The sequence below is a fragment of the Phenylobacterium sp. genome, assembly GCF_037138395.1.
GTDB lineage: Bacteria > Pseudomonadota > Alphaproteobacteria > Caulobacterales > Caulobacteraceae > Phenylobacterium.
In genome coordinates, this window is record NZ_JBAXIM010000075.1 from 1 (window position 1) to 11757 (window position 11757).

14 protein-coding genes are annotated in these 11757 nt (G+C 64.9%); 4 read left to right on the plus strand and 10 right to left on the minus strand.

What is annotated here, in order from left to right:
- Positions 1 to 1003: AMP-binding protein (locus WCJ52_RS07605; RefSeq protein ID WP_336902704.1), on the plus strand; the 1003-nt coding region annotated here is incomplete at its 5' end.
- Between the two features lie 117 nt (positions 1004 to 1120).
- On the opposite strand, the gene WCJ52_RS07610 is transcribed toward WCJ52_RS07605, so the two are convergent.
- Positions 1121 to 1495, minus strand: a complete 375-nt coding sequence (locus tag WCJ52_RS07610) for a hypothetical protein (RefSeq protein ID WP_336902705.1) — start codon at positions 1493 to 1495, stop codon at positions 1121 to 1123.
- Between the two features lie 68 nt (positions 1496 to 1563).
- Positions 1564 to 2166, minus strand: coding sequence for a response regulator (locus tag WCJ52_RS07615; RefSeq protein WP_336902706.1), 603 nt, complete (start codon positions 2164 to 2166; stop codon positions 1564 to 1566).
- 165 nt (positions 2167 to 2331) lie between these two features.
- On the opposite strand from WCJ52_RS07615, the gene WCJ52_RS07620 reads away from it, so the two are divergent.
- Entirely contained in the window at positions 2332 to 3618 is a 1287-nt protein-coding gene (locus WCJ52_RS07620) for a M20/M25/M40 family metallo-hydrolase (protein ID WP_336902707.1), read from the plus strand.
- 3 nt (positions 3619 to 3621) lie between these two features.
- Here the strand turns inward: WCJ52_RS07620 and WCJ52_RS07625 are convergent, their stop codons facing one another.
- From WCJ52_RS07625 to flgB, 8 genes are all read right to left on the minus strand, one after another.
- The gene (locus WCJ52_RS07625) at positions 3622 to 4824 is read right to left on the minus strand and encodes an acyl-CoA dehydrogenase family protein (RefSeq protein WP_336902708.1); all 1203 of its coding nucleotides are present in this window, start codon (positions 4822 to 4824) and stop codon (positions 3622 to 3624) included.
- A gap of 65 nt (positions 4825 to 4889) precedes the next feature.
- Positions 4890 to 6953, minus strand: coding sequence for an ATP-binding protein (locus WCJ52_RS07630; RefSeq protein ID WP_336902709.1), 2064 nt, complete (start codon positions 6951 to 6953; stop codon positions 4890 to 4892).
- A 97-nt stretch (positions 6954 to 7050) separates the two neighbouring features.
- Positions 7051 to 8130, minus strand: coding sequence for a flagellar biosynthesis protein FlhB (gene flhB, locus WCJ52_RS07635; protein ID WP_336902710.1), 1080 nt, complete (start codon positions 8128 to 8130; stop codon positions 7051 to 7053).
- Complete coding sequence (gene fliR / locus WCJ52_RS07640) at positions 8123 to 8893, minus strand: flagellar biosynthetic protein FliR (RefSeq protein ID WP_336902711.1); 771 nt, start codon at positions 8891 to 8893, stop codon at positions 8123 to 8125. The genes flhB and fliR overlap by 8 nt, the downstream gene beginning before the upstream one ends.
- A gap of 5 nt (positions 8894 to 8898) precedes the next feature.
- Positions 8899 to 9162, minus strand: a complete 264-nt coding sequence (gene fliQ / locus WCJ52_RS07645; RefSeq protein ID WP_336902712.1) for a flagellar biosynthesis protein FliQ — start codon at positions 9160 to 9162, stop codon at positions 8899 to 8901.
- A gap of 33 nt (positions 9163 to 9195) precedes the next feature.
- Entirely contained in the window at positions 9196 to 9504 is a 309-nt protein-coding gene (locus WCJ52_RS07650; protein WP_336902713.1) for a flagellar hook-basal body complex protein FliE, read from the minus strand.
- Between the two features lie 13 nt (positions 9505 to 9517).
- Positions 9518 to 9937, minus strand: coding sequence for a flagellar basal body rod protein FlgC (flgC, locus tag WCJ52_RS07655; RefSeq protein WP_336902714.1), 420 nt, complete (start codon positions 9935 to 9937; stop codon positions 9518 to 9520).
- 10 nt (positions 9938 to 9947) lie between these two features.
- Complete coding sequence (flgB, locus tag WCJ52_RS07660; RefSeq protein WP_336902715.1) at positions 9948 to 10367, minus strand: flagellar basal body rod protein FlgB; 420 nt, start codon at positions 10365 to 10367, stop codon at positions 9948 to 9950.
- Between the two features lie 62 nt (positions 10368 to 10429).
- Between flgB and WCJ52_RS07665 the strand changes: the two genes are divergently transcribed.
- Positions 10430 to 10702 (plus strand): flagellar biosynthetic protein FliO, encoded by a 273-nt coding sequence (locus WCJ52_RS07665; protein ID WP_336902717.1) that lies wholly within the window; start codon positions 10430 to 10432, stop codon positions 10700 to 10702.
- A gap of 2 nt (positions 10703 to 10704) precedes the next feature.
- Positions 10705 to 11496, plus strand: a complete 792-nt coding sequence (gene fliP, locus WCJ52_RS07670) for a flagellar type III secretion system pore protein FliP (RefSeq protein WP_336902716.1) — start codon at positions 10705 to 10707, stop codon at positions 11494 to 11496.
- The last annotated feature ends 261 nt before the right edge of the window (positions 11497 to 11757 follow it).

Consider the following 11757-nt stretch of genomic DNA (forward strand, 5'->3'; position numbering starts at 1 on the left):
TGAGGCGGCGGCGGACCGGCTCGACCCGGAGGGATCCCGCCCACCCCTGACCCTGGTCTGCTGCCCGCTCATGCACGGGACGGGGCAGTTCTCGGCCTTCATTACCCTGAACCAGGGCGGCACCGTCGCAACCCTGCCCTCTCGGGGATTCAGCGCCGCAGAATTGTGGAGCGAGGTCGAGCGGCTCCGGGTTGATGGCATCGTAATCGTCGGCCTCGCCTTCTCGACACCCATGCTGGAAGCCCTGGAAGCTGAGCCCGGGCGCTGGGACCTGACTTCCGTCCTCTCGATCAGTTCCTCAGGTTCAATGTGGAGCCAGGAAAACAAGCGCGGACTCCTGAATCACTGCGTCAACGCGACCATTTTCGACTCCTTCGGTTCCTCGGAGGCGGTGGGACTGGGCGCATCGTCCTCGACACCCGGGGCCGAGGCTGCGACCGCGGCCTTCGTCCTCGGTCCCACCTGCGCGGTCTTCACCGAAGAAGGGCGGCGGGTATCGCCGGGCTCGGGCGAGCGCGGCCTCGTGGCCGTCAGCGGCTTCCTACCGGTCGGCTACTACAAGGACCCTGAAAAGAGCGCCAAGACCTTCCTGACCTTTGAGGGCCAGCGCTGGTCAGTCCCCGGTGACTGGGCGGAGGTCAATGCCGATGGCTCTCTCAAGCTGCTGGGCCGCGGCTCCCAGTGCATCAATACGGGCGGCGAGAAGGTCTTCCCGGAAGAGGTCGAGGAGGCCCTCAAGACCCACCCGAATGTCCGCGACGCAGTGGTCGTGGGCGTTCCGGATGCCCGGTTTGGGGAGAGGATCTGCGCCGTGGTCGAACCGGATGGCGCAGCGGAACTGGAGCTCGCAGATCTCTCCGCCCATGTGCGGGGTCGCCTGGCGGCTTACAAGGCGCCCAGGGAACTGGTGGTCGTGGAGAGCATTGGCAGGGCCCCCAACGGCAAGGTCGACTACAAGGCCTCTCGCACCCGGGCCCTCAGGGCCCTCGGCCTCGAAGGATGATCCCCTGGAGCCTGTTCCCTTCAGACGGAACGTCTGAAGGGACAAAACAGGCTCTAAGTCCAAAAAGTTAGATCCTGTTTCGATCCGATAATCGGTTCCCGCCTATCGGAACAGGATCTAGCGATCCAGCTTGGCGACCATCCGGGTGAGACTTTCGAGGATTTCCTGGCTGGCCTGAGCGTCGAGGCCTGTCCTGTGGAGGAGCTTCATGGAGGCGATGTGGACCTGTACGGCCTGGGGCTTGAGACGACCCGTTTCGATGGAATGATCCAACAGTTCGCAGAGGGACCGCGCGACCTCGGAAAGAGCCGGGTCCGGAAGAACGGCGCAAAGGCTCACGATATCCGTGGCGCAGCGATACATCTCCTCGGGATCACTCTTGGGATCGGCAAAGAGCGTCTCGATCCTGGCGAGGGACACGTCAATCAGGTTCAGGCTGGCCTCAGATTGGACGGCAATGGCCTCCTCCCCCCGCTTGAGCGCCTCGCTCACATGAATCCCGCCCGGCTCCTTGATCAAAGTCGAGAGCCGGGTCTTAGCGCGAAATTTGCGAACGGTAGTCAAGTGATCGTCTCCTGGCCTTCGGCACTGGGGTCGTCTTGTGTGGATTGTGCAGCGACCTCGGCCTTGGCGGCTTCGGCGGCGGCGGCAGCCTCGGCATCGCCGCTGCGGCGGCCGACACCGTATTCTGAGGGCGGCGCTGCCTTTCGGAAGCGACGGTCCGGGCCAATATAGGTCTCGGTCTCGACAAAGAGCCGGATAGACTGAGCGACCCAGACGATACGCTCAAGAATGATTTTGGGCGTGATGGGCTTGGCGATGATGAAGTTCGCGCCGCAGTCCCGCGCCTTTGTCACCTGGCTTCTGCGGGTGTGAGCCGTGACGATGATGGCCGGGGTCAGGCGGATCTGTTCGTCAGGGGACCGCCGGAGCCATCGGATGAACTCATAGCCGTCGACACCTGGCATTTGGGCGTCCGTGAGGATCAGGTCGAACATATTTTCCTTGCAGGCTTCCTTGGCCTCTTCAAAACTCATGGCCCTCTTGAACTTCCGCATTCCAAAGCCGTCGAGAACGCCACACAGCAGTTCTACAGCCTGCGCGTTGTCGTCGACGACAAGCGTGGAGGCGCTGGACAGGTTGATCCGGGCGGATCCGTTCATCGAAATATCTCCGTCGCCCTACTGGGCGTCCGACCGGCGATATACTGCGCCTGGCGCGTAAAGGGTTGGTTCCCCATCAAGGTTTCGAAGAAATTAACCCTACCACGCGTTTCCCGGCGTGCACCATCCGGGTTAGAAGCGCCCGCCCGCCCACAGGAGTTCCTGATGCGCCTCGCCATCATCGCCTGCACAGGCCTGGCCCTCGCCATACCCCTGTCCGCTGCCGAAGCAGCGACTCCACAAGCTGAGGTGACGCGAATCGAGAACAGCCCTGGGTACCGGAAGGCCGTCAGTGTGCTGGCCGCAGAGCACGCGCGGACGGTCGAGGACATTGTCCGCCTGACCGAGATTCCAGCACCGCCCTTCGGAGAGGCCCTTCGAGCCGCCGCCTACCGGCGCGACCTCGAAGCCCTTGGGTTAGTGGATGTGAAGGTGGATGCGGAGGGCAATGTCACGGGGATCCGTCCGGGTCTGAAGACCCGGGGTAAGGGCCCCTTCGTAGCGGTGGCGGCCCACCTGGATACGGTCTTTCCGGCCGGGACCGATGTTAAGGTCCGCCGGCAGGGCTGGCGGCTGGCCGCGCCGGGAATTGGCGACAATACCCGGTCCCTGGCCACCTTGTTGGCCTGGGTCCGGGCCCTTGATGCGGCCAGCGTACAGACCGACGCCGATCTTCTGATTGTCGGTAATGTCGGGGAGGAAGGCGTCGGCGACCTGCGCGGGATGAAGTCCCTTTTCCAGAAGGGGCCCTATGCTGGACGGATCTCGGCCTTCTTCTCCGTTGATGGCTCGGACCCCTCCGGCGTCGTGACAGCGGGTGTCGGATCCCGGCGCTATCATGTGGTTTTCAGCGGCCCCGGAGGGCATAGCTATGGTGCCTTCGGGATCGTCAATCCCATGGTCGCCATGGCGGGCGCGGTGACGGGGCTCTACGCGGTGAAGCCGCCGCAGACGCCCAAGACAACCTACTCGGCAAGCGTGACCGGGGGCGGTGCGTCGGTGAATGCCATTCCCTCCTCGGTCTTTGTCGACGTGGACCTCAGGTCAGAGGACGCTGGCGCCCTGGCGGACCTTGACCGGCAGTTCAGGGCCTCCGTGGAAAGTGCGGTCGCTGCGGAGAACGCCACCCGTTCCACCGCCTTCGGACCCATCAAGGCCGAGATGAAGCTCATCGGCGAGCGCCCTGCAGGAAAGACTCCGTCCGACAGCCGTCTGGTCCGGATCACTCAGGCCGCCATCACCGCAAGGGGCTTCGAGCCCGCCGAGGAGGCCTCGTCGACGGACGCCAACATTCCCATGAGCCTCGGGATTCCCGCCGTGACGATCGGTGCCGGGGGCCGCGGGGGCCGCGCCCATGCACCGGACGAATGGATAGACGTCGAACCGGTCGAGATGGTGCGCGGCATGTCCGTCGGCCTGCTGGCGATCCTTGCGACGGCGGGCTTGCGTTAGGCTTCAGAGCCCGAGGACAAGCCGGGCCATGATGTTCCGCTGGATCTCGTTGGATCCCCCGTAGATCGAGCTGGCCCGGTTGTTGAGATAAAGCGCCATAGCCGTCAGGCCATGCTCCGGTCCGATGAAGTCCTGGCCTCCGTCCGGCGCCCTTGCGGCCTTCTGGTCGACGGCGGCGTAAGCGGCGATCCCCTCGATGGCCAGCTCGTCCAGCTTCTGCCGGGCCTCCGTCCCCTGGGTCTTGAGCATGGACGAGGCCGGCCCGGGATTTCGTCCGGAGGCGAGCTCGGCGAGTACCCGGTGTTCCGTCATCTCTACGGCATCAAGGATGATGCCCAGGGTGGCGAGCCGGGACCGAAACCCTGGGTCTTCAAGGAGCGGGCCGCCCCCATCCGCCAACTCCTGACGAGCCAGGGCCTTGAGCCTTTCGAAGCCAACCTTCAGCCCGGCGGCCGAACCGCCCCCGCGCTCGAACTCAAGAAGATACTTGGCGACTGTCCAGCCCTGGTTCTCCTCACCAACCCGACCCGAGACCGGAACCCGCACATTGTCGAAGAAGACCTGGTTGACCTCGTGCTCACCCGCCAGGGTCACGATCGGGCGGACCGAGACCCCCGGGGTTTCCATGTCGAGCAGAAGGAAGGTGATCCCCGCCTGCGGCTTGCCGTCGCTCCGCGTCCTGACCAGGCAGAACATGCGGTTCGCCCAGTGGGCATGGGTCGTCCAGATCTTGGTCCCGTTCAGAACATAGGCGTCGCCGTCCAGGTCGGCGCGGAGTTGCAGGGCGGCGAGGTCCGAACCTGCGCCCGGTTCGGAGTATCCTTGGCACCAGTAGTCCTCGCCCGACAGGATCCGCGGCAGGTCGTGCGCCTTCTGGTCCTCCGAGCCGTAGCCCATGATGACCGGGCCGACCATCTTCAGCCCCATGGGCGCAAGCGATGGCGCCCCTGCCCGGGCGCTTTCCGCTGAGAAGATGTAGCGCTGCATCTCGCTCCATCCCGTACCGCCGTGTCGGACAGGCCAGGCAGGAGCGACCCAACCCCGGCGGTGCAGAATTCGCTGCCAGGCGAGGCTGTAGGTCTTGTCCATGAAGACACTGGTGGCGCGCCGTCCGGCCCGCCTCAGCTCGGGCGTAAGGTTCGCCTCCAGGAAGGCGCGGACCTCGTCCCGAAAGTCCAGGTCCTCGCGGGATAGATCGAGATGCATTCGGTGTCCTCTCGGGGTCGAAATTTCTACAGGCGCCGACCCTGAGTCAATCCAGGCCCGGAGGATCAGGCCGTCCGCTGGAGCTCCTGCTTGACCCGTTCCGCCAGGGTCTTGATGTCGATGGGCTTGGCGAGGAAGGAGACATTGGTCTCGCCCTCCAGCAGGTTGGAGAACTCCGCCTCGGCATAGCCGGAAATGAACATCACCGGCGCACCGGCCAGGTACTCCCGGGCCGCCTTGAGGAGCTCGGGTCCCTGCATGCCGGGCATGACCACGTCGGAAATCATCAGGTCGATCTCGCCAGCGTGCGCCTCTGCCAGTTCGAGCGCCTCCTCGCCGCTGGACGCCTCGATGACTTCATAGCCCCGGGCGCGCAGGAGCTTGGCGGCTACGCTGCGGACCGCATCCTCGTCCTCCACGAACAGGATGCGACCGGCGCCGGACAGGTCCCGGGCGGCCGGCCGGGCGGGACGCGGCGGGGTCGGCGCGGTAGCGGCGGCGATGTGTACCGGTAGGAAGATGCGGAAGGCAGCGCCCTGCCCCGGCCGCGAGTCCACGGAGATCCAGCCCTCCGATTGCTTGACGATGCCATAGACCGTCGCGAGCCCGAGGCCCGTCCCCTCTCCCACCGGCTTGGTTGTGAAGAAGGGGTCGAAGATCTTTGTCATGACCTCGGGCGAGATCCCGGCGCCGTCGTCGGAAACCTCGATCAGGGCCTGTTCCGTCCCGGGATCGGGATAGCCGAGGGCCTGGGCCTCAGCCGCCGAGACCCGGGCGGCCCAGATTCTTACGGTCGAGCCGCCGTGGGAGCGGATGGCGTCCCGGGCATTGACGACGAGATTCATCACTGCGGTCTCGAGCTGGCCCCGGTCCGCCCGCACGGTCGGCAGGCTACGGCCATATTCGGTCACCAGGGCGATATCCTCAGGCAGCACGCGCCGCAGCAGGACCTCAAACTCGGAAATGAGTTCGCCAAGATCGAGGCTTTCACGCTGGACCGTCTGCTTGCGGGAGAAAGCCAGCAGTTTACGGACGAGTTCTGCAGCGCGTGTCGAGGTCTGCCGAATCTGGTTCAGGCCCTCATAGGAGGGATCACCCACAGGATGGCGCTGCGACAGCTCGTCGAGCTGCATGAAGATGGCCATCAGCAGATTGTTGAAGTCGTGGGCCACACCGCCGGCGAGTTGGCCGATGGCCTGCATCTTCTGGCTCTGGGCCAGCTGGAGTTCGATCTGCTTCTGTTCTGAAACGTCGACGAGGAAGGCCAGCCACCGCTCTCCGGAGGGCGACAGGTAGAGATGTACGATCCGCGCAGGCTCGCCAACCATCCGCATTTCGACGGCTTCAAGCTGGGGTCGGCCCGTCGCCAGGCGCTGCGCCGCCTCGCCCAGCGATACCGCGTCAAAGAGGTCACCGAAGACGCTTCCGGCCCGAGGCTCGCCGGCCATGGCCTCCAGCGCCGGGTTGGCTTCGAGTATGATGGCCGCAAAGGGATCACCGCCATCCAGGAGGGCGGCTCCGAACGGTGCCCCCCCCGCGAAGGCGTCAAGACTGTCGGGGGTCGCGGCAAGGCGCCCGTCGGGTACCCTCTCGACCAGAGTGTCTGACGAAGAGATCGACAGCGGTTGGGCGGGGGTGGAAGACAGCCGGACCAGGAACCGCCGCGCCCCGGCCGCGCTGACCACGGCGGGGCGATCTACCCCGCCCATCCTGAGCGCTGCCCGGCCCACGCCGCCCCTGCGCGCTTCGGAGAGGGCCTGGAAGAGGCCTGGCGCTTGGGAGGGTGCACGCGGCAGACGTCCCGCCGGGCCGACGAGGTCGAGCCAGGCGCGGTTCGCAGAACGGATCCTGCCGTCGACCGCGGCGACCGCCGCCGGCTCCTCCAGCGCCATGACGAGGCGCTCGTCACCCTCCAGGGCGGCGCTGGCCACGGGCCGACTGCCCCGGAAGACAAGGAGGCAAAAGGCAACAAAACCCGTCAGACCTGCCAGCATCAGCACGCTCGACGCTGTTTCTGGGCCAGACTTCATCACAGTCCAGGCCGCAAGGGCCACGACACAGGCAAACAGGGCGAGGACCAGCAGGTCGACGCCGTCCATCCCGAGTCCCCGACGCCTCGAGCCGGTCATGGTCCCGCCTCCCCTGCCTGAATCAAGTCAGGCGCGATTCCGCGTGGAATAACAACCCAGAAGGGTTTCAGAACCATTGAGGCGAAGCTTCGGCTGATCAGCGGGCCGCGGAGAAGCGGCGGCGTCCGGCAAGGACGAAGCCGATGACCTTGGCGACCGCCTCGTACTGGGCGATCGGGATCTGTGCGTCGACTTCCACCGCAGCGTAGAGGGCGCGAGCCAGCGGGGCATCCTCGACGACGGGAACGCCTGCCGCCTCGGCGACGGCGCGGATCCTCAGGGCCAAGGAGTCCACGCCCTTGGCGACGCAGGTCGGCGCAGACGATTCGCCCTCTTCATAGGACAGGGCAACGGCGTAGTGGGTCGGGTTCATGATCACGACCGTGGCCTTGGGGACTGCCGTCATCATCCTCTGGCGCGCCCTCTGGGCACGGATTGCCCTCTGGCGCGCCTTGATGTGGGGATCGCCGTCAGACTGCTTGAACTCCTCCTTCACTTCCTCTCGGGTCATGCGCTGGCGGCTCATGAATCTCTGCATCTGTATGATCCAGTCGATCGCAGCGATGGCCAGGAGAAGGCTGATCACCAGGACGGCGAGCTTCTTCAGGATCTCAAGGGAAAGCGGAAGCAGGGCCAACACATCGACGGCGGGAAGCTGCTGGAGCTCCACCCAGTAGGGCCGCAAAACGAAGAAGCCGATGGCGCCGACGACAATCAGCTTGATGAAGGACTTGGCGAACTGGATGAGGGCGTCCGGCCCGAACAGCCTTTTGAGACCGGACAGTGGCGAGAGCTTGCTGAAATCGAACTTCAGGCCTGAAGGCGACCACACGGGTCCGGTCTGGATGACATGGCCAAAGACACCGGCCAGCATGGCGGCACCGGTGACGAAGAGCAGGATCGGAGCGACGACGCCCGCCAATCGCCAGCCCACCGCCATGGCCCCCCCAGGGGTCAGGTCGATCTTGTCCGGATCCTGAATGAAAGGCGCCAGGCCGACGAGGAGGTTGCGGCTCAGAGCCCCGCCGGAAAAGGCGATGACACCGGCGACGGCTGCAAAGGATGCGATCTGAGGAAGATCCGCAGTCTTCGGAATGTCGCCCTTCTCGCGCGCCTGTTCAAGGCGGCGACCTGTGGGCTCTTCTGTCTTCGACGCGGAGTCGTCTTCTTCAGCCACCGGTCACCCCGGCAAAGCTGTTGAGGAGGCGGCCATAGCCATTCACCCAGACCATGCCGATGAGCCCAAGGCTCAGGGCGAGGATGGCGAGGGAGAAGAGGACCATCAGGGGCGAAGCCACAAAGAAGACCTGAAACTGCGGCATGATCCGAGCCGCCAACCCCACCGCCACGTTGAAGACAAGCGCCAGGACCAGGACCGGCGCGCTAAGCTGAACTCCCATCCGGAAGGCTTCCGAAAGGGTGCGGATGGCCAGGGCCCCGGAGTCCGTCACGGACGCGGCGGTCCCAAAGGGAAAGATGGCGTAGGACTTCACCATGGCACCCAGAAAGAGGTGATGAAGGTTGGTGGAGAAGATCAGGATCAGGCCGATCAAACCAATGAATGTCGCCACCGTAGTCGAGGGCTCCACCAGGCCTGGGGCGGACGTCTGGGCGAAGGACAGGGTCGACTGGATCGAGATGATCTCCCCGGCCACGGACAGGGAGGCCATGAACAGCCGCAGCACGGAGCCGATCATCAGTCCGATAAAGACCTCGCGCACCACCTGCAGGGCCATGGTCGCCAGCTCGGCCGGCGGCGCAGGCGCGACTGGCATGACGACAGGCGTAAGGACGAGGGTCAGCAGAAAGGCAAAGGACAGCCGAATACGGACGGGCACCGCCTGGTCGCCGATCCCGGGCATGGTCATGACCATGGCTGCAAGCCGGGTAAAAACCATGGCTCCTGCGTAGACCTGCTGGACGGTAGCGTAGGGATCCACTGCCGCTACATCGCGGCGATGCGGCCGGCGATCTGGGTCATGAAGCCCGACATCAGGGCCCCCATGATTGGCAGAAAGATCAGCAGGGAAATGAACACGGCAACGATCTTCGGTGCAAAGACGAGGGTCGCCTCCTGGATCTGAGTCAGGGCCTGGAAAAGTCCGATCACGACCCCCACGACAAGGCCGACGATCAGCATGGGCGCCGCCATCTGGATGGTGAGCCAGAGCGCACTTCTGCCAATATCAAGAACTTCTGCGCCATTCATGACGAAACTCCCTCTACCGCCGACCCCCGGGGGTCAGATCGGCATACGCATGATTTCCTGGTAGGCGCTGATGACCTGGTCGCGCACCGCCATGACCGCCTCGAGGCTGGTTTCAGCGGCGGACACGGCTGTAGCGACGTCGATCAGCTGGGCCTTGCCCTGGGCGTGCGACACAATCTGCTGCTCGGCGGTCTTCGAGGTGTCGATTGCATTGCCAACGGCCGTCTTGACCATTGCGCTGAAGTCCAGGCCGCCAGCCTGTCCGGCCGCGTCCGTCGCCAATCCTGACACGCCCTTCTGGGCGGCGGCGTAGGCCTTTGCAACGCTGAGGGCGGTGATCATTCAGCTTCTCCCATCACTTCCGGATCAGGTCCAGGGTCCGGAGTTCCATGGCCCGGGCGGTCTCGATCACGTTGAGGTTGGCCTCGTAGGCGCGCTGGGCGGAGCGCATGTCCAGCGACTCAATGAGGGTGTTGACGTTCGGCAGCTTGACGTAGCCGTTGGCGTCAGCAGACGGATGACCTGGATCGTACTCGGTCTTGAACTCGCTCTGGTCGGGCATGACCCGTACCATCTTGACGCCCTGCCCGGCCTCGGTCCGCAGCGGCTCGAAGACCGGGACCTGCCTGCGGTAGGGATCCCCGCCCGCCGACCGGGAGGTGGAGTTCGCATTGGCGATGTTCTCGGCAATGATCCGCATCCGCGCCTGCTCAGCGCGCAGGGCGGTGGCAGCGATGGCCTGGACCGCATTAGACGGGGGACGCACATCAGCCATTCAATCGCTCCTATCTGCCCGGGGCCCGGGCGGCAGTCCGGATCATGGACATGGACTTTTGATAGAAGCCGATCGCGGCCTCATAGTTCATCCGGGAGTCCGACATCCTCATCATCTCGTCCTCGAGAGAGACCTGGTTCCCGTCGAGCGTGGTGACCGTGTCCGCGCGACGTTCGGTTCGAAAGCCGCTGGCCGCAGCGGCGGCGTCTGGTCCCGATGGCTGCATATGCCCAGGGTTGGTCACCTGCATGACGGTCGGCGACTCCGACCCGCTGCCGTTGATCCGGAAGCTGAACGGGGTCAGATCCTTGGCCCGATAACCCGGCGTTTCGGAGTTTGCGATGTTCTCGGCCACGAGCCGTTGGCGGTCGGAGAAATAGTTCATCCGACTGCGCAGCAGGGCGAAGAGAGGGATGGAGGTGACGTCCATGGGGGTACGGTAAACAAACAGGGTTAATCGTTCCTTAACATCCTCTTGGCAGGCTGGTGGCTATGGACGCTATGACCCTCGCCCGGGCGACCTTCGCCCTCCTCTTCACACTTGGCCTGATAGGGATCGCTGCGGTTCTGCTGCGGCGCTTCGGGCCAGGGGCGACCCTGCGACTTCCGGGCTCGACCCGCGAGCGCAGGATGAAGGTCCTCGAAACCCTGGTGCTGGACCCGGCACGGCGGCTTGTCCTTGTGGAATGCGACGGCGAATCCCGGCTTCTGATGCTTGGAGAGGGTCGCGAACTCAGCCCGCCGGCCCGGAAACCAGAAGCCTGAACATGTCCAGAGCCGAGTCACAGACCCTCCGGATGGCTGAGCTCAAGGCGGACCTCCGTCAGGCCGCCCGACTTGCCCTCATGGCGGGGGCCATCGGCCTCGTCTTCCCGGCGGCGGCCCTCGCCCAAGCTGTCAATATCGACCTGGGGACGGGAGCGGGCCTTACCCAGAGAGTCGTCCAGCTGATCGGCCTGCTGACGGTCCTGTCGCTGGCACCGTCCATCGTCATCATGACCACCTCATTCGTTCGGATGGTGGTGGTGCTTTCGCTCCTGAGGACCGCGCTGGGCATCCAGCAGAGTCCGCCGAACGCCGTCTTGGTCAGTCTGGCCCTGTTCATGTCGGCGATCGTCATGACCCCGACATTCCAGAAATCCTATGACCTCGGGATCAAGCCTTTGATGAACAACCAGATGGAGCTTCCCGGGGCCATTGAGGCGGCCAGCGGACCGGTGAAGACCTTCATGCTCAGCCAGGTGGACCGCGAGGACCTCGCCCTCTTCATCCGCCTCTCGAAGATTCCCCGTCCCGCCACCGCCCAGGAGGTCCCGATCCGCGTCGTGACCCCGGCCTTCATGATTTCCGAGCTGAAGAAGGCCTTCGAGATCGGCTTCCTGCTCTTTATCCCTTTCCTGGTCATTGACCTGGTGGTGGCCAGCGTCCTGATGAGCATGGGCATGATGATGCTCCCCCCAGTCGTGGTGTCCCTGCCCTTCAAGCTGATCTTCTTTGTCCTGGTGGACGGTTGGCGGCTCGTGGCCGGTAGCCTGATCGAGAGCTTCCAGCGCGGCTAGATCCTGTTCCGCTAGGTGGGAACCGGTTATCGAGTCCAAACAGGCCCTGGGGCGGCGGACCCTGGAACTTCACATCCGACGGTGCGCGACGCCCGCCCTCTTCAGGCACTCCTCTTCAGGCGGCCATCTTCAGGCGGCGCCTTTCAGGCGGCCCACTTCAGGCAGGACGTGAAGGCGTCTGCGGACGGGGTGGGGCCGGGGGTGAGGCCGGAGCCGAAGGCGCGGCGGCCGTTGTCGAGCGCGCGGCAGGCGGGGTGGCGC

Coding starts and splice junctions, on each gene's coding strand:
- fliP (WP_336902716.1), top strand. CDS start 10,705: ATGTCCAGAGCCGAGTCACAGACCCTCCGGATGGCTGAGCTCAAGGCG.
- flgC (WP_336902714.1), bottom strand. CDS start 9,937: ATGGCTGATGTGCGTCCCCCGTCTAATGCGGTCCAGGCCATCGCTGCC.
- WCJ52_RS07615 (WP_336902706.1), bottom strand. CDS start 2,166: ATGAACGGATCCGCCCGGATCAACCTGTCCAGCGCCTCCACGCTTGTC.
- WCJ52_RS07620 (WP_336902707.1), top strand. CDS start 2,332: ATGCGCCTCGCCATCATCGCCTGCACAGGCCTGGCCCTCGCCATACCC.
- fliQ (WP_336902712.1), bottom strand. CDS start 9,162: ATGAATGGCGCAGAAGTTCTTGATATTGGCAGAAGTGCGCTCTGGCTC.
- flgB (WP_336902715.1), bottom strand. CDS start 10,367: ATGGACGTCACCTCCATCCCTCTCTTCGCCCTGCTGCGCAGTCGGATG.
- WCJ52_RS07650 (WP_336902713.1), bottom strand. CDS start 9,504: ATGATCACCGCCCTCAGCGTTGCAAAGGCCTACGCCGCCGCCCAGAAG.
- WCJ52_RS07665 (WP_336902717.1), top strand. CDS start 10,430: ATGGACGCTATGACCCTCGCCCGGGCGACCTTCGCCCTCCTCTTCACA.
- WCJ52_RS07630 (WP_336902709.1), bottom strand. CDS start 6,953: ATGACCGGCTCGAGGCGTCGGGGACTCGGGATGGACGGCGTCGACCTG.
- WCJ52_RS07625 (WP_336902708.1), bottom strand. CDS start 4,824: ATGCATCTCGATCTATCCCGCGAGGACCTGGACTTTCGGGACGAGGTC.